The 15,470-nt window shown below is 68.6% G+C and carries 15 protein-coding genes; 10 read left to right on the forward strand and 5 right to left on the reverse strand.

The window, feature by feature from the left end:
• The first annotated feature begins 4 nt into the window (after nucleotides 1-4).
• From queG to LOKHON_RS03930, 4 genes are all read left to right on the forward strand, one after another.
• Nucleotides 5-1,084, forward strand: a complete 1,080-nt coding sequence (queG, locus tag LOKHON_RS03915; protein ID WP_017927705.1) for a tRNA epoxyqueuosine(34) reductase QueG — start codon at nucleotides 5-7, stop codon at nucleotides 1,082-1,084.
• Between the two features lie 21 nt (nucleotides 1,085-1,105).
• Nucleotides 1,106-2,308 (forward strand): PQQ-dependent sugar dehydrogenase, encoded by a 1,203-nt coding sequence (locus LOKHON_RS03920; protein ID WP_017927704.1) that lies wholly within the window; start codon nucleotides 1,106-1,108, stop codon nucleotides 2,306-2,308.
• Nucleotides 2,309-2,432: 124 nt separating this feature from the next.
• Complete coding sequence (locus LOKHON_RS03925; protein WP_017927703.1) at nucleotides 2,433-2,618, forward strand: hypothetical protein; 186 nt, start codon at nucleotides 2,433-2,435, stop codon at nucleotides 2,616-2,618.
• 107 nt (nucleotides 2,619-2,725) lie between these two features.
• Nucleotides 2,726-3,691, forward strand: coding sequence for a DMT family transporter (locus LOKHON_RS03930; protein WP_017927702.1), 966 nt, complete (start codon nucleotides 2,726-2,728; stop codon nucleotides 3,689-3,691).
• Nucleotides 3,692-3,712: 21 nt separating this feature from the next.
• Here the strand turns inward: LOKHON_RS03930 and LOKHON_RS03935 are convergent, their stop codons facing one another.
• From LOKHON_RS03935 to LOKHON_RS03945, 3 genes are all read right to left on the reverse strand, one after another.
• A complete protein-coding gene (locus LOKHON_RS03935; protein WP_017927701.1) occupies nucleotides 3,713-5,770 on the reverse strand; it encodes a Calx-beta domain-containing protein in 2,058 nt (685 codons plus the stop codon).
• 233 nt (nucleotides 5,771-6,003) lie between these two features.
• A complete protein-coding gene (locus LOKHON_RS03940) occupies nucleotides 6,004-6,924 on the reverse strand; it encodes a formate/nitrite transporter family protein (RefSeq protein ID WP_017927700.1) in 921 nt (306 codons plus the stop codon).
• Between the two features lie 168 nt (nucleotides 6,925-7,092).
• Nucleotides 7,093-7,962: a branched-chain amino acid aminotransferase gene (locus LOKHON_RS03945; protein ID WP_017927699.1), complete on the reverse strand. Its 870-nt coding sequence runs from the start codon at nucleotides 7,960-7,962 to the stop codon at nucleotides 7,093-7,095.
• A gap of 153 nt (nucleotides 7,963-8,115) precedes the next feature.
• Here LOKHON_RS03945 and LOKHON_RS03950 point away from each other — a divergent pair, with 153 nt between their 5' ends.
• The 6 genes from LOKHON_RS03950 to dxs all read left to right on the forward strand — a co-directional run bounded on the left by LOKHON_RS03950 (nucleotide 8,116) and on the right by dxs (nucleotide 13,463).
• Nucleotides 8,116-8,622, forward strand: a complete 507-nt coding sequence (locus LOKHON_RS03950; protein ID WP_017927698.1) for a MarR family winged helix-turn-helix transcriptional regulator — start codon at nucleotides 8,116-8,118, stop codon at nucleotides 8,620-8,622.
• Entirely contained in the window at nucleotides 8,622-9,323 is a 702-nt protein-coding gene (locus tag LOKHON_RS03955; protein ID WP_017927697.1) for a response regulator, read from the forward strand. Before LOKHON_RS03950 ends, LOKHON_RS03955 begins: the two co-directional genes overlap by 1 nt.
• A 157-nt stretch (nucleotides 9,324-9,480) precedes the next feature.
• Nucleotides 9,481-10,407 (forward strand): histone deacetylase family protein, encoded by a 927-nt coding sequence (locus LOKHON_RS03960; protein WP_017927696.1) that lies wholly within the window; start codon nucleotides 9,481-9,483, stop codon nucleotides 10,405-10,407.
• Nucleotides 10,404-10,646 (forward strand): exodeoxyribonuclease VII small subunit, encoded by a 243-nt coding sequence (locus LOKHON_RS03965; RefSeq protein WP_017927695.1) that lies wholly within the window; start codon nucleotides 10,404-10,406, stop codon nucleotides 10,644-10,646. Before LOKHON_RS03960 ends, LOKHON_RS03965 begins: the two co-directional genes overlap by 4 nt.
• Nucleotides 10,639-11,505, forward strand: coding sequence for a polyprenyl synthetase family protein (locus LOKHON_RS03970; protein ID WP_017927694.1), 867 nt, complete (start codon nucleotides 10,639-10,641; stop codon nucleotides 11,503-11,505). Before LOKHON_RS03965 ends, LOKHON_RS03970 begins: the two co-directional genes overlap by 8 nt.
• Before the next feature lie 17 nt (nucleotides 11,506-11,522).
• Nucleotides 11,523-13,463, forward strand: a complete 1,941-nt coding sequence (gene dxs / locus LOKHON_RS03975; protein ID WP_017927693.1) for a 1-deoxy-D-xylulose-5-phosphate synthase — start codon at nucleotides 11,523-11,525, stop codon at nucleotides 13,461-13,463.
• A 7-nt stretch (nucleotides 13,464-13,470) separates the two neighbouring features.
• On the opposite strand, the gene LOKHON_RS03980 is transcribed toward dxs, so the two are convergent.
• Complete coding sequence (locus tag LOKHON_RS03980; RefSeq protein WP_017927692.1) at nucleotides 13,471-14,538, reverse strand: acyltransferase family protein; 1,068 nt, start codon at nucleotides 14,536-14,538, stop codon at nucleotides 13,471-13,473.
• Between the two features lie 73 nt (nucleotides 14,539-14,611).
• Nucleotides 14,612-15,466 (reverse strand): SDR family oxidoreductase, encoded by an 855-nt coding sequence (locus tag LOKHON_RS03985; RefSeq protein WP_017927691.1) that lies wholly within the window; start codon nucleotides 15,464-15,466, stop codon nucleotides 14,612-14,614.
• Nucleotides 15,467-15,470: the final 4 nt, after the last annotated feature.

Consider the following 15,470-nt stretch of genomic DNA (forward strand, 5'->3'; position numbering starts at 1 on the left):
ATCCATGTTCCGGGAGGTTCCGGTGACCCCAGCATCGCTCAAGGACCGGCTGCGCGAGACGGCTCTGGCCGAGGGATTCGCCGAGATGGGAATCTGCCGCCCCGATGCCATCCCCGAGGCCGCCGGGCGGCTCGCCACCTATGTGGAGGAAGGCCGCCACGGCCAGATGGGCTGGATGGAGGAGCGGATGCACTGGCGCGGCGATCCCGCCGCGCTCTGGCCCGAGGCGCGCTCCGTCATCATGCTGGCCGAAGCCTATACGCCCCGGCATGACCCTCTCGAGGTGCTCGGTCACCCCGACCGCGCCGCGATCAGTGTCTACGCCCATGGCCGCGACTACCATGATCTCGTCAAGAAACGGCTGAAGCGGGTCGGGCGCTGGCTGCTGGAACAGCTGCCCGAAGAACAGATCAAGGTCTTCGTCGACACCGCGCCGGTCATGGAAAAGCCGCTGGCGCAGGCCGCAGGCCTCGGCTGGCAGGGCAAGCACACCAATCTTCTGGGCCGGACGGTCGGCAACTGGGTCTTCCTGGGCGCGATCTTCACCACCGCCGAGCTGCCCGTCGACGCGCCCGCGCGCGAAAAATGCGGCTCGTGCACGCGCTGTCTCGACATCTGCCCGACCCGCGCCTTTCCGGCGCCGTTCCAGCTCGATGCGCGGCGCTGCATTTCCTACCTCACCATCGAGCACAAGGGGCCGGTGCCCGAGGAATTCCGCGAAGCCTTGGGCAACCGCATCTATGGCTGCGACGACTGTCTCGCGGTCTGCCCGTGGAACAAGTTCGCGCAGGACGCGACCGAGATGCGCTATTTCGGCAAGGTCGACGCGCCACCGCTGGCCGACCTGGCACGGCTCGACGATGCGGCCTTCCGCGAGATGTTTTCGGGCAGCCCGATCAAGCGGATCGGGCGCGACCGGTTCTTGCGCAACGTCGCCTATGCCATCGGCAATTCCGGCGATCCGGGCCTGCTGCCGACGGCCCGCGATCTCGCGGCCGAGCCCGACCCGGTGCTGGCCGAGGCCGGTCAATGGGCCGTGAGGCGGCTGGAAGGGCAGGGGGACGGGGCTAGCTCGCTTTCCTGACAATCAGGAGAGGAGACCGAGATGAGAACGCTTTCCCCGATCGTGCTCGCGGCGCTGCTGCCCGGCGCGGCCTTCGCCGAACAGCACACCGAGTCCAAGCCGGTCGATCGCGGCCCGCCCAACGCCGAATACGAGCCCGCCTTTCCCGAACAGGAAATGGCGCCGCAGATGGAGGCCACCGAGGTCACCATCGAAACCTTCGCCGAAGAGCTCGAACGTCCATGGGGCATCGCGACCTTGCCCGAAGGCGGCTATCTCGTCACCGAACGCCCCGGGCGGCTGCGCCACGTCTCGGCCACGGGCGAGGTGCACGAGCCGATCACCGGCCTCCCCGAGATCGATGCGCGCAAGCAGGGCGGCCTTCTGGACGTGACGCTCTCTCCCGATTTCGGCACCGATCGCATGGTCTATTTCACCTATGCCAAGCCGGTCGATGGCGGCGTCGCCACGGCGGCCGCGCGCGGCACGCTCTCAGAGGACATGACCGCGCTCGACAGCGTCGAGGACATCTTTGTCCAGGGGCCGCCCTCGGACGCGCCGATGCATTACGGCTCGCGCATCACCTTCGACGGCGAAGGCCACGTCTTCATCACCACGGGCGAGCATTTCACCGACGAGAACCGCCAGCTCGCGCAAAAGCTCGACAACACCTATGGCAAGATCGTGCGGCTCAACCCCGACGGCTCGGTGCCGGAGGACAATCCCTTCGTGGGCCGCGACGGCGAGGACGCGATCTGGTCCTATGGTCACCGCAACATCCAGGGCGCGGCGATCCAGCCTGCCACCGGCGATTACTGGGCGATCGAGCACGGGCCCGCTGGCGGCGACGAGCTCAACCGGCCGCAGCCGGGCGCCAATTACGGCTGGCCCGAGGTGAGCTACGGCATCCGCTATGACGGCGCCCCGATCGGCACCGGCGCGCCGCGGGCCGAAGGCATGGAGGAGCCGGTCTATTACTGGGATCCGGTGATCGCGCCCGGCGGCATGGCGTTCTACGAAGGCGACGCCTTCGAGGGGTGGGAAGGCGACCTGATCATCGCCTCGCTCGCGCCCGGCGAAATCGTGCGGCTCGACATCGACGACGCGGGCCGCGTGGCCGGCGAGGAGGCGCTTGCAAGCGGCAATGGCCGGGTGCGCGACGTGGAGATCGCCGGGGACGGATCGGTGCTGTTCCTGATCGACAGCGAGGCGGGCGCGATCCTGCGCATGTCGCCGAAATCCTGATCTTTGAAGGACCGCGTCCCGGCGCCGGATGGCCTATGTCGGGGCGCGGCACGAAAGGGGCAGATCGAATCGCCGTGATCGGCTAGGTTGCGGGTCCGCGATATCCCCAAGGGAGGACATATCGATGACCAAGCACGTGATCGACAAGCCCAAGGACCGCTCTGCCATCAAGACCCGCGAATACGCCCGGCTCGAGCGCGAGGGCGGGCTGCATCGTTCGGTCAGGCGGCTGCATGCCCGCAGCCTCGGCGCCCGCGGCGCCACCCGGCTGCGCCAGTTTCTGCGGATCGAGCGCGGTCACGAGGCCTGACGGTTTCGACCCTCTAGACGGGCGAAGGCAGGCGGCGGGCCGGGCGGCGCGCCGCCGCGCTTGCCCTTGCCGCGCGCGCGGTTAGGGTCGGGGCGAAAGGAAGCCCCATGTCCCGCCCCACCCCTTCGCAGGCCGCGGCCAGCCCGCCGCCGCAACAGCCGATGCGCGGCATCGCCTTCAAGGTCGCCTCGGTCTGCGTCTTCGTCGCCATGGCCGCGATCATCAAGGCGACCTCCGGCGTCGTGCCGCCCGGCGAGGCGGTGTTCTTTCGATCCTTTTTCGCGCTGCCCGTGATCGTCGCATGGCTGGTCTGGCGCGGCGAGTTGCGCCACGGGCTCAAGACGCCCAACCCGATGGGGCATCTGTGGCGCGGGCTCGTCGGCACCGCCGCGATGGGGCTCGGCTTCACGGCGCTGGGGTTGCTGCCCTTCCCCGAGGTGACGGCGATCGGCTATGCCGCGCCGCTGATGGTGGTGGTGCTGGCGGCGATGTTCCTGGGGGAAAACGTCCGGCTGTTCCGGCTCTCGGCGGTGGGGGTGGGGTTGATCGGCGTGCTGATCGTCATGTCGCCGCGGCTGTCGGTGACGTCGGATCCGCTCAGCATGGCCGAAACGCTGGGCGCGGTGGTGGCGCTGGGCGGCGCGCTCTGCGCGGCGCTGGCGCAGGTTTTCGTGCGCAAGCTCACCCGCACCGAGGGCACCGCGGCGATCGTGTTCTGGTTTTCCATGACGGCGAGCGTGCTGGCGCTGTTCACGCTGCCCTTCGGCTGGGTGCTGCCGGGGCCGGGCACCGCCGCACTTCTGGTGCTGGCGGGGATACTGGGCGGCATCGGGCAGATCTTCCTGACGTCGAGCTACCGCTATGCCGACGCCTCGCTGATCGCGCCGTTCGAATACGCCTCGATGCTGCTGGCGCTGGGCGTGGGCTATTTCGTCTTCGACGAGGTGCCGACATGGGCGATGCTGGGCGGCGCCGCGATCATCATCGCGGCGGGCATCGCGATCATCTGGCGTGAACGCAGGCTCGGGCTGGAGCGGGGCCGCGGGCGGCGCGCGATGAGCCCGAACGGCTGAGCGGTCGCGCCGCCGCCGGGGTCAGGTGAACAGGAAATCATCCGCATCGATCCGCTTTTGCGCCACGTCGAGCAGGCGGATCGACTGGTCGCCGAAGGCGATGATCGTGTCGTCCCCGGCCTGCGAAAGATCGAGCTTGCGAAAGCCGTTGGCGCCGCTCTGGATTTCGATCAGGTCGATATTGACACGAAAATCCGTCACCGCGTCCGTTCCCGACCCCTTGTGAAAGACAAAGATGTCGCGACCGGCATTCCCGGTCAGCCTGTCATTGCCCTTGCCGCCGGTCAGCACGTCGCCGCCGCCGCCGCCGATCAGGGTGTCGCGCCCGCCCTGGCCGTCGAGAAGGTCGCCGCGATTGCCGCCGGTCAGCCGGTCGTTGCCGCCGCCGCCCTTGAGGATGTCGACACCGGCCTGCCCGTTCAGGACATCGTCGCCGCCGCCGCCCTTGAGCGTGTCGCGACCGCCCTGGCCGGTCAGAACGTCGCCGCCGCTCGCCCCGAGCAGCGTGTCGTCGCCGCCGCCGCCGAGCAGCACGTCGTTGCCCTTCTGCCCCAGAAGGGTGTCATCCCCCGCCAGCCCGAGAAGCCGGTCATTGCCGCCGCGGCCCTCGATCCGGTCGTTATAGGCCTCGCCCGAGATGCGGTCATTGCCACCGGTGCCGGACAGGCGCAGCACGTCGGTCAACGCGTCGTCGTTGAGTATCGTCGCACGGCCCCCCGAATACGCCTCGATCACCCCCGGCACGAACAGGCCGAGCGAAAAGTCTTCGTCCGCCTCGTAGCCATTGTCGCCGATCACCTCGACGCCGACGGTGGCGGTGCGCTGGCCTTCGTGGATCGTCACCGTGCCGCTGGTCTGGACGAAGTCGCGCCCGGCCGTGGCGCCGTCGCCGCGGGTCCTGTAGGAGATGTCGATGTCGAAGGGCGCCGGTCGGGACAGCTCCATCTCGAAGCTGGCGGTGACGCGGGCGTCGTCATGCTCGAGAACCGTCGGGTCGGAGACATGCAGCGCAAGCGTGTTGCCGGCGCTGTCATTGTCGAGAACCCAGCCCACCGCCTGCGTGACCGTCGCCCGGCCCGGCAGCAGCGCCCCGGTCGGTTCGAGCAATTCCAGAACCACGCTTTCATCGGTTTCGGGGTCGAGATCGCCATAGGGAAAGACCGAGACCTGCTTGACCATTTCGCCGGGGCGGAAGGTCAGTGTGCCCGCCGAGTAGCTGCCGCCGCTGAAATGGTCGGTGCCGGGCTGGGCCAGACCCGCCGCGAGCCGCCAGCCCACCGTGACCGTTTCGCTGCTGGGTTCGGTCAGGCTGACCAGATATGTCAGCGTGTTGTAGCTGCTGTCGCCCTCGGTCAGGCTGCCGCCCCGCGCCAGCACATAGGGGCCCGATCCCGCGTCGTCGTCGATCAACAGCGCCCGGCCGCCATCGGCTTGGCTGATCCCGTCCGGCAGGTCGAGTTGCAGCTCGATGGTCTCGAGCGATTCCAGGACGCGATCCCCCTTGAGGGGCACGCGAATGCGCGCCTCGGTCTCGCCCGGCGCGATGACCAGCGTGCCCGCCTTGCCGGCATGATCCTCGCCGGCGCGGGCGGACCCGCCAAAGCTGTAGGGAATGCGCAGCTCCGACATCGCCGGGCGCGACAGCGACAGCTCGAACTCCGCGGTGCCGGTTTCGTTCATGCGCGGATCGCTGACCGAGATCGCCCGCGGCATGGCGAGACCGTCATCGTCGAGCACCCAGCCCACGGCCCGCAGCGAAGCCGCGCCATCCTCGAGCGTGGCGCGCGACGGGGTGAGCAGCTCGATCACGACGCTTTCGTCGGATTCGACCAGCGCATCGCCGAAGGGATAGGCCCTGACCTCCTTGAGCGTTTCGCCGGGACGGAAGGTGACGACCCCGCTCGAATAGCTGCCGCCCGAGAAAAGATCGGTCTTCCCGGTGACCGATCCGCCGGTGATCTGCCATGGCACGGTGATCGTATCGGTCGAGATCCGGTCGAGAGTCAGGTTGAAGATCAGGGCTTGGTAGCTGCTTTGCCCCTCGGCAAGCGACGTGCCGGATACGGAAATCACGCTCATGGGAGACCTTTCAACAAAAACAACGGGAAACAATGAGACATGCGATGCGCCATCATAGCCTACACGTTAACGGATGATTCTCCGAGCCGTGCGATGTGTCCCGGAGGTGGTCGGCGCGGCGCAGAGCGACCGGTCCGGGTTGTCATTGCCCGTCGGCCGCGCGGCGCCTGCCCTGCGCGGGCCCGTGTCCGGGGGAGCGGGGTCCGTGGCCCGGGGCCCGGTTGCCCGTCCGGTCACCGGGCGCGGCGGTCATCGGCGCGGGTTTGGGCGGTGTCCGGTGCAATCTCCTCGCGCACCTGCCCCCATGCGGTCAGCGTGAACACCACCGTGCCGCCGACCACGTTGCCCGCCAGCACCGGCAGGAAGAACGACAGGATCGCCGGACCCGGCGCCAGCTCGCCGAGGATCAGCAGGTAGGCCATCTCGACCGCGCCGGCGACGATATGGGTGAAATCGCCCGCGGCGATCAGCCATGTGAAGATGAAGATGATCCAGAAATGCTCCTGATCGCCCGAGGACAGCATCCAGACCAGCGCCGCGATCAGGATGCCGGCCGGGATCGCCTTGGCGAAACCCGCGGCGGCGCCCGCGCCGGTGGCGTGATGCGACAGCTCGGCCATGGCCGCGGCGACCTCGGGCGGGATCGCCTGGGTCAGCGCATAGAAGGCGGCGGCGGCAAAGCAACCGATCAAGTTGGCGCCCAGCACGATGCCCCACAGCCGCGCCAGCCCACGGGCGCAGCGCGGGCCCGGACGGGTCAGCAGCGGCAGGACGGTGGTGATCGTGTTCTCGGTGAACAGCTGCATCCGGCTCAGGATCACCAGCAGAAACCCGATCGTGTAGCCGATATTCTCGACCAGGGGCCGCCAGCCCGCCTCGGGCAGGTAGGCGCGAAACACCGCTTCGGCCAGCACCGACATCGAGATCAGCATGCCCGCGGCGATGCCCGAGAACACCAGAGAAGAGGTCGGGCGCATCAGCTCCTCTTCGCCCGCGCGCAACACCACGTGATAGACGAGCCGCGGCGACAGGTGTCCCGCGCGCGAGACGGCCTCGTCCTCCTGATGGCTGCGGACCTTCGCGGTCGGGGCGCTCTCTCGCGGTTGGGCGGGGGCGGTCCTGTCCTTGTCGGTGCTGCGGTGCGCGTCGGTCATGCGGTCTCCTCGAGGGGGGCGTTGACGGTACAGCTATGACGCGACCGGCCCGAGGAAAGCGGGGGCGGTGCCCGCGCGGGTCCCGCCCCGGCGTGCGGCGGCACGAAAAAGGGGCGACGCCGCGTGGCGCCGCCCCCCATGAAGGCACGTTCGAACGGATCGGGCCGGTCAGGCGCGGACCAGCTTCTCGTAGCTTTCGGCGATGTCGCGGGTCAGCGCGCCGACCTCGAAATTGTAATCGCCGATCTGCCCCACCGGCGTGACCTCGGCCGCCGTGCCGGTGAGCCAGCACTGCTCGAAGCCTTCGAGTTCCTCGGGCATGATGTGGCGCTCATGCACGGTCAGCCCCTTTTCGCGCAGCATGCCGATCACGGTCTGCCGGGTGATGCCGTTGAGGAAGCAGTCGGCCAGCGGCGTGTGCACCTCGCCATCCTTGACGAAGAACATGTTGGCGCCGGTCGCCTCGGCCACGTAGCCGCGATAGTCGAACATCAGCGCGTCCGAGCAGCCCTTGGCCTCGGCGGCGTGCTTGGACATGGTGCAGATCATGTAAAGACCGGCGGCCTTGGCCTGGGACGGCGCGGTCTCGGGGGAGGGGCGCTTCCACTTGGCGATGTCGAGCTTGGCGCCCTTCATCTTGGCGTCGCCGTAATAGCTGCCCCATTCCCACGCCGCGATCGCGAGCCGGACCGGGTTGCGCTGCGAGGCCACGCCCATGTCGGGGCCGGCGCCGCGCCAGGCGATGGCGCGCACATAGGCGTCCTTCCAGCCATTGGCTTCGAGCACCGCGTATTTCGCGGCGCCGATCTCGTCGACCGTGTAGGGGATCTCGAAATCCAGAAGCTCGGCCGAGCGGCGCAGCCGTTCGGAATGCGCCATGCCCTTGAAGATCCGGCCATTGTAGCACCGCTCGCCCTCGAACACCGAGGAGGCATAGTGCAGCGCGTGGGTCAGGATGTGGACATTGGCCTCCCGCCATTCCACCAGCTTCCCGTCGAGCCAGATCTTCCCGTCGCGATCGTCGTAGCCGCCCGCCATGGCGTGCCTCCCTGTCAAGATGCCGGGCGCGGATTCGGACCTCGAGACCGAAAATTGCGCCTCATGGGGCAAATCGCTAGACCTTCGCCCTTGGAATGTCAACAAGGCTGACGTATTGTGTCCCGAAGGGCAAGACCGAAGGGGACAGACCGCATGGCCGAGGCACCGCTGCCGCAGGGAGGATCGAGCCTTCTCTTCCTGACGGACGAACAGCTCAGGAAGGGCATCGAGGCGATGTTCTTTGCCTATCGCGGCTTTACCGCCGATCCCGACCGCATCCTCGAGGGACGCGAGATGGGCCGCGCCCATCACCGGGCGATCCATTTCATCCACCGTTCCCCCGGCACCACCGTGTCGAACCTGATGGCGCTTCTGGGCGTCACCAAGCAGTCGCTGAACCGGGTGCTCAGGGCGCTGATCGCCGAAGGGCTGGTCGAGGTGCGGGTCGGGCGGCGCGACCGGCGCGAGCGCAACCTGCACCTGACGCCGGAGGGGGCGGCGCTGGAGCGCGAGCTGTCGGATGCCCAGCGCGAGCGGATGCGCGCCGCCTACCGCACCGCCGGGCCGGTGGCCGTGGCCGGATTCCGGCAGGTGCTCGAGGCGATGATGGACGAGGAAAGCCGCCGTCAATACGAGGCGTTGGCCGGGAGGGGCGGCTGATGAGCACCGAGCTTGCGCATATTCTCGTGGTGGATGACGACGCGCGGCTGCGCGCGCTGTTGCAGAAATTCCTTGCCCGGCACGGCTATCTCGTCACCGGGGCGCGCGACGCCGCCCATGCGCGCCGGCTGCTGACCGGGCTCGATTTCGACCTGATCGTGCTCGACGTGATGATGCCCGGCGAGGATGGCATCACGCTGTGCCGGGCCCTGCGCGAGAAGCTGCCGGTGCCGATCCTGCTTCTGACCGCACGCGGTGAGACCGAGGACCGCATCATGGGGCTCGAAGCCGGGGCGGACGACTACATCGCCAAGCCCTTCGATCCCAAGGAGCTTCTGCTCAGGATCAACGCGGTGCTGCGCCGCCAGCCCGCGCCCGACCCGGTGCCGGAGCGGCCCACCACGCTGGAGCTCGGCCCGGTGCGCTACGACGTGACCCGTGGCGAGATGTGGGAGGGCGAGAGCCGGATCCGGCTGACCGCGACCGAATCGCAATTGATGCGGATCTTCGCCGCCCGCCCCGGCGAAGCGGTGAGCCGCGCCAGCCTCGTCGAGGAGCTGGGCCGCGGCGGCGGCCAGAGCCAGGAGCGCGCGGTCGACGTGCAGATCACGCGGCTCCGGCGCAAGTTCGAAGCCGACCCGCGCCAGCCGCGCTATTTGCAGACGGTGCGCGGCGAGGGCTACATGCTGGCCCCGGACTGACGCGGCGGGATTTGCGTATTTGCGGAATGGTGAAACAGCCGGGCGCGCCATTTGCCTTTCACCATTCCGCAAATACGCAAATCCCGCCCGTTTCGGCCCGCGCGACGGTGATCGTCCCGCGCTTGCACCTGGCCCCGATCTGCGCTTGCCTGCGGGGATGACCACAGCGCTTCTCACCCATCCCGACGGCTTTGACCACGACACCCCGCCCGGCCATCCCGAGCAGGTCGCCCGGCTGCAGGCCGTGCTCGACGCGCTCGGCGGCATCGAGCTGTTGCGCGTCAAGGCGCCGCTCGCGGCCGAGGCCGACCTGCTGCGCGTGCACCCCAAGCCCTATCTCGACGACCTGCGCAATGATGCGCCCGAACATGGCCGCCGCCAGCTCGACGCCGACACCTGGCTCTCGCCCGGCAGCCTCGGCGCGGCGTGGCGCGGCGCGGGGGCGGCGATCCGGGCGGTGGACATGGTGCTCGGGGGCGAGGCGGCCAACGCCTTTTGCGCGATGCGCCCGCCCGGCCACCACGCCGAGCGTGAGACCGCGATGGGGTTCTGCCTTCTGGGCAATGTCGCGGCGGCGGCGAAGCACGCGCTCGACCATCACGGGCTGGACCGCGTGGCGATCGTCGATTTCGACGTGCATCACGGCAACGGCACGCAGGATCTGGTCGAGGATGATGCGCGCATCCTGTTCTGCTCGACCCACGAGATGCCGCTTTATCCGGGCACGGGCGATCCGTCGGAGACCGGCCCGCATGGCACGGTGGTCAACGTGGCGCTGCGCGCGGGCACGGACGGGGCGGGGCTGCTGGCGGCTCTGGAGGACAAGGTATTCCCGAGGGTCGCGGCGCATCGGCCCGAACTGATCCTCGTCTCTGCCGGGTTCGACGCGCACCGCGAAGACCCGCTGGCCGGGCTGATGCTCGAGACCGAGGATTTCGCGCGGATCACGTCCAGGATCTGCGATCTGGCCGACGATCTGTGTGCGGGGCGCGTGGTCTCCGCGCTCGAAGGCGGTTATGACCTGAACGCGCTGGGCGCCTCGGCGGCGGCCCATGTCAGGATATTGGAGGAACGCGGACGATGAGCGACGCGACACCCGTGAACGAGATGAGCTTCGAGGCGGCGATCCGCGAGCTGGAGCAGGTGGTGGGCAAGCTGGAGCGCGGCGATGTCGCGCTCGACGATTCCATCGCGCTCTACCAGCGCGGCGCCGAGCTGAAGGCGCGCTGCGAAAAGCAGCTCGCCGATGCCGAGGAGAAGGTCGCCAAGATCACCCAAGGCCCCGATGGCGAGGCGCAGGGCACCGCGCCGCTCGATGGCTGAGGCGTTCCGCGCCGCGTTGGCGCAGGCGGGGCGCGATGCGCAGGCGCTGATTTCGGCGCGGCTCGGGCGGCATGACCTGCCCGTGGCCCGCGCGATGGAGCACGCCGTCACCGGCGGCAAGGGGCTGCGCGGTTTTCTCGTGCTCGAAGGCGCGAAGCTGCACGGCGTGGCGCGCGAGGCGGCGCTTTTGCCCGCCGCCGGGATCGAGGCGCTGCACGCCTATTCCCTCGTGCATGACGATTTGCCCGCCATGGATGACGACGATCTGCGCCGGGGCCGGCCCACCGTGCATGTCGCGTGGGACGAGGCGACCGCGATCCTCGCGGGCGACGCGCTGCAAAGCCTTGCCTTCGAGCTCTGCGCCGATCCGGCGGTCGGGCCGCACCGCGCCGATCTGTGCCTCGCGCTCGCGCGGGCGGGTGGCATCGCGGGGATGGTCGGCGGGCAGGCGCGCGACATCATGGCCGAAAGCGCCGAGACACCGCTCGATCTGGCGCAGATCACCGAGCTGCAGCAGGGCAAGACCGGGGCGCTGATCCGCTGGTCGGCCGAGGCGGGCGCGGTGATGGCCGGGGCCGATACCCGGCCCTTGGGGCGCTATGCCGCGGCTCTGGGCCTTGCCTTTCAGATCGCGGACGACATCCTCGACGTGGAGGGGGACGCGGTCAGGATGGGCAAGGCGGTGCGCAAGGATGCGGGCGCGGGCAAGGCGACCTTCGTGTCGCTGCTCGGGCTCGGCGCGGCGAAAACCCGCGCGCGCGATCTGGTCGAGACCGCCTGCGATGCGCTGTCGCCCTATGGCGCGGGCGCGGCAACCTTGCGCGAGGCGGCCCGCTTCGTTATCGCGCGCGACAACTGAACATCAGGGGGCTCGCCATGACCCAGACGCCGAACCGCCCCGTCACGCCCATCCTCGACCGGGTGAAGATCCCCGCCGACATGAAGCGGCTGAGCGACGCCGAGCTCAAGCGGCTCGCCGACGAGCTGCGCGCCGAGACGATCTCGGCGGTGAGCGAGACCGGCGGGCATCTGGGCGCGGGCCTCGGCGTGGTCGAGATGACCGTGGCGCTGCACGCGGTGTTCGACACGCCGCGCGACCGGCTGATCTGGGATGTGAGCCACCAGTCCTACCCGCACAAGATCCTGACCGGGCGGCGCGACCGGATCCGCACCCTGCGCCAGAAGGGCGGTCTGTCGGGCTTCACCAAGCGCTCGGAGAGCGCCTATGACCCGTTCGGCGCCGCCCACAGCTCCACCTCGATCTCGGCGGCGCTGGGGCTGGCGACGGCGCGCGATCTCGGCGGGCGCGGGATCGAGGGCGAAAGCGTCGGCGACTGCATCGCGGTGATCGGCGACGGCGCGATGAGCGCGGGCATGGCCTATGAGGCGATGAACAATGCGGGCCATCTGGGCAAGCGGCTCATCGTCATCCTCAACGACAACGAGATGTCGATCGCGCCGCCGGTGGGCGCGATGTCCTCCTATCTCTCGCGGCTCTACGCCGGCGCGCCGTTCCAGGAGTTCAAGGCGCTGGCCAAGGGGGCGGTGAGCTTCCTGCCGCCGCCCTTCCAGGAGGGGGCCAAGCGTGCCAAGGACGTGTTCAAGCACATGACCGTCGGCGGCACGCTGTTCGAGGAGCTGGGCTTTTCCTATATCGGTCCGATCGACGGGCACGACATGGAGCAGATGCTTTCGGTGCTGCGCACCGTGAAGGCGCGCGCCGACGGGCCGGTGCTGATCCACGCGATCACCCGCAAGGGCAAGGGTTATGCCCCTGCCGAGACGGCCTCGGACAAGGGTCACGCGACCGCCAAGTTCGACATGGTGTCGGGCAAGCAATCCAAGGCCAAGAGCAACGCACCCTCCTACACCTCGGTGTTTTCCGACAGCCTCGTCAAGCTGGCGGAGACCGACGACAAGATCGTCGCCGTGACGGCGGCGATGCCCGACGGCACGGGGCTTGCGCGGTTCATGGACCGCTATGCCAGCCGCTGCTTCGACGTCGGCATCGCCGAGCAGCACGCCGTGACCTTTGCCGCCGGTCTCGCGGCGGGGGGCATGAAGCCGTTCTGCGCGATCTACTCGACCTTCCTGCAGCGCGGCTACGATCAGGTCGTGCATGACGTGGCGATCCAGCGGCTGCCGGTGCGCTTCGCGATCGACCGCGCGGGTCTCGTCGGGGCCGATGGCGCGACCCATGCCGGATCGTTCGACGTGGGCTTCATGGCCAACCTGCCGGGCATGGTGGTGATGGCCGCCGCCGACGAGGCGGAGCTGGCGCGCATGGTGGTCACGGCGGCGGCGCATGACGAAGGCCCGATCGCCTTTCGTTTTCCGCGCGGCGAAGGCGTCGGCGTCGAGATCTCCGCCGAGGCGCAGCCCATCGAGATCGGAAAGGGCCGGATCGTGCAGGAGGGCAGCCGCGTGGCGCTTTTGTCCTTTGGCACGCGGCTGTCGGAGGTCACGAAGGCCTCCGAGGCGCTGGCCGCGCGCGGCATCACGCCGACCATTGCGGATGCCCGCTTCGCCAAGCCGCTGGATCGCGAGATGATCCTGGGGCTGGCGGCGGATCACGAGGCGCTGATCACCATCGAGGAAGGCGCCGTCGGCGGCTTTGGCAGCCATGTGGCGCAGCTTCTCGCGGATGAGGGCGTGTTCGACCACGGCCTGAAGTTCCGCTCCATGGTGCTGCCCGATATCTTCATCGATCAGGCCAGCCCGGCGGACATGTACGAAACGGCGCAGCTTTCGGCGCGGCACATCGAGGAAAAGGTGCTCTCGGTGCTGGGTGTCGAGGTGATCGGCAAGCGCGCCTGACCCGGCTTCAACCCGGTTTCACGGGGGGCGCGCTTGTCGCCAGTACCGGCGCCCGCCGCGTGCCGAGAAACAGCCAGCGTGCGGCTTCGTTCCGTTCGATCAGCCGGTGTGCGGCCAGCGCCAGCGCCACCGACAGGCAGTACCGGGCGAATGGGTGATGCAGGCCGAAATGATCGGCGATCACGTATTGTAGCGGCTGGTGCAGGTACATCACCGTGAGCGCCGCCACGCCGACCTGCTGGAGCAGCGAATTCAGGCCGGGCAGCTGAGCCGCGACATGCGCAATGAACAGCAAAGGCAGGCAGGCGCTGAGCGACGCCAGCACCGACACCAGCGGCCAGCCATAGCTGGCCCGTTTCATGGCAAGGGGCGGCGCCTGAAAGTGCAGCGCCGCGGCGATGTAGGCCAGAGTGATCAGGGCCGCCAGAAGGGTAAGCACGCCCTGCCTGGTGGCGTGAATGCGCAGCCTTCGAGCCATCGCGCCGAGATGATAGATGGGCAGCGCCATCGCGACGACGTTGAGCGCCAGTGGCAGGTGAAATGCAGGCGCGGCCCATTGGTTCAACAGCGCCAGGCCGGTGCTGCCCGCCATGATCGCCCAGAGCGCGCGGCTGGAGACGCGATGGTTGAGCCAATGGTAGCAGACCAACGTCGCAAAGTAGCAAGGCGGGAACCAGAAGACCGCGAACCATCCTTGCAACAGCTCGCCGCCATAGAGCATGCGCCAGGTCAGGGTGTGCAGGTCATCCGTGCCCCCGTCGAGAGCGATTTTCACCGCGTGCAGCAGCAGCAGCAGGCCGAAATAGGGCACCAGAAATTGATGCGCTTTCCGATGAAGGAATTCGCCAAACGGTTCGTGCCCACGGAAGAGATAGCCGCCCACGAAGAAGAAGAACGGCATGTTCAGAACATAGGCGAGAAGCGAGTAGGGCTGTGGCAGGATATGTCCTGACACCATGACCAGAATCGCGAGGCCGCGCGCGATGTCGAAAACCCGGTCGCGAGAATGCGGATCGGAGCGCTGCGACCGAGACGGCGAGAAAGTCCCGCCGAAGCCAACCGAAAACAAACGCATGGCCGGTAACCAGATCTAGGGGAAAGCTTGCAACACAGGTTTACCCTAGGTTGCCTGCCCAAGCCGGGTCCAGCTATTTCTCCGGCTTTCGCGATAACAACGCGGCGAGCCCTGAGCGGTAATCGGGATGGATCAGCCGCACGCCCAGCTCGTCCTTGATCCGGTCGTTTCGAACCTTTTTCGATTCCGCGTAGAAGCTGCGCGCCATCGGCGTCATCTCGGCCTTTTCGAAGTCCAGTTCGGGCGGCACCGGCAGGCCGAGCAGCTCGGCGGCATGGGCGATGACGTCCTGCGGCGGGGCGGGGTCGTCGTCGCACAAATTGTAGATCGCGCCGGGGTTCGGGCGGTCGATGCTCGCCTTCAGCACCTGCGCGATGTCGTCGACATGGATGCGGCTGAAGACCTGGCCGGGCTTGACGATGCGCCGGGCCGTGCCCGCGCGGACCTTGGCAAAGGGACCGCGGCCGGGGCCGTAGATGCCCGCAAGGCGGAAGATGTGCAAAGGCAGGCCGGGGACCGCCCGCCATGCGGCCTCGGCCTCGACGCGGGCCTTGCCGCGCTTGGTCGCCGGGCGCAGCTCGCTGTCCTCGTCGACCCAACCGCCGTCGCGGTCGCCATAGACGCCGGTTGTGGAGAGGTAGCCCACCCATGCGAGGCGGTTTGCCCGCGCCGCGATGGCGCCCTGCCAGTCGCGCAGCACCGGGTCGCCATCCGCGTCGGGCGCGGCGGAGATCAGCAGGTGCGTGGCCGCGTCGAGCGCGGGCGTCAGGTCGCTGCCGGGCCAGATCGCAGGTTCGACGCCCGTCGCGCGCAGCGCCTCGGCCTTGTCGTCCGAACGGGTGGTGCCGATGACGCGCCAGTCGTCGGGCAGGAGGCGGGCGAGGGCGCGGGCGGAATAGCCGTGGCCAAAGGAGAGCAGCGTTTTCATGAGG

Source organism: Limimaricola hongkongensis DSM 17492, from assembly GCF_000600975.2.
Taxonomy (GTDB): domain Bacteria; phylum Pseudomonadota; class Alphaproteobacteria; order Rhodobacterales; family Rhodobacteraceae; genus Limimaricola; species Limimaricola hongkongensis.

Coding starts and splice junctions, on each gene's coding strand:
- LOKHON_RS03965 (WP_017927695.1), top strand. CDS start 10,404: ATGAGCGACGCGACACCCGTGAACGAGATGAGCTTCGAGGCGGCGATC.
- queG (WP_017927705.1), top strand. CDS start 5: ATGTTCCGGGAGGTTCCGGTGACCCCAGCATCGCTCAAGGACCGGCTG.
- LOKHON_RS03970 (WP_017927694.1), top strand. CDS start 10,639: ATGGCTGAGGCGTTCCGCGCCGCGTTGGCGCAGGCGGGGCGCGATGCG.
- LOKHON_RS03940 (WP_017927700.1), bottom strand. CDS start 6,924: ATGACCGACGCGCACCGCAGCACCGACAAGGACAGGACCGCCCCCGCC.
- LOKHON_RS03925 (WP_017927703.1), top strand. CDS start 2,433: ATGACCAAGCACGTGATCGACAAGCCCAAGGACCGCTCTGCCATCAAG.
- dxs (WP_017927693.1), top strand. CDS start 11,523: ATGACCCAGACGCCGAACCGCCCCGTCACGCCCATCCTCGACCGGGTG.
- LOKHON_RS03985 (WP_017927691.1), bottom strand. CDS start 15,466: ATGAAAACGCTGCTCTCCTTTGGCCACGGCTATTCCGCCCGCGCCCTC.
- LOKHON_RS03960 (WP_017927696.1), top strand. CDS start 9,481: ATGACCACAGCGCTTCTCACCCATCCCGACGGCTTTGACCACGACACC.
- LOKHON_RS03920 (WP_017927704.1), top strand. CDS start 1,106: ATGAGAACGCTTTCCCCGATCGTGCTCGCGGCGCTGCTGCCCGGCGCG.
- LOKHON_RS03955 (WP_017927697.1), top strand. CDS start 8,622: ATGAGCACCGAGCTTGCGCATATTCTCGTGGTGGATGACGACGCGCGG.
- LOKHON_RS03980 (WP_017927692.1), bottom strand. CDS start 14,538: ATGCGTTTGTTTTCGGTTGGCTTCGGCGGGACTTTCTCGCCGTCTCGG.
- LOKHON_RS03930 (WP_017927702.1), top strand. CDS start 2,726: ATGTCCCGCCCCACCCCTTCGCAGGCCGCGGCCAGCCCGCCGCCGCAA.
- LOKHON_RS03950 (WP_017927698.1), top strand. CDS start 8,116: ATGGCCGAGGCACCGCTGCCGCAGGGAGGATCGAGCCTTCTCTTCCTG.
- LOKHON_RS03935 (WP_017927701.1), bottom strand. CDS start 5,770: ATGAGCGTGATTTCCGTATCCGGCACGTCGCTTGCCGAGGGGCAAAGC.
- LOKHON_RS03945 (WP_017927699.1), bottom strand. CDS start 7,962: ATGGCGGGCGGCTACGACGATCGCGACGGGAAGATCTGGCTCGACGGG.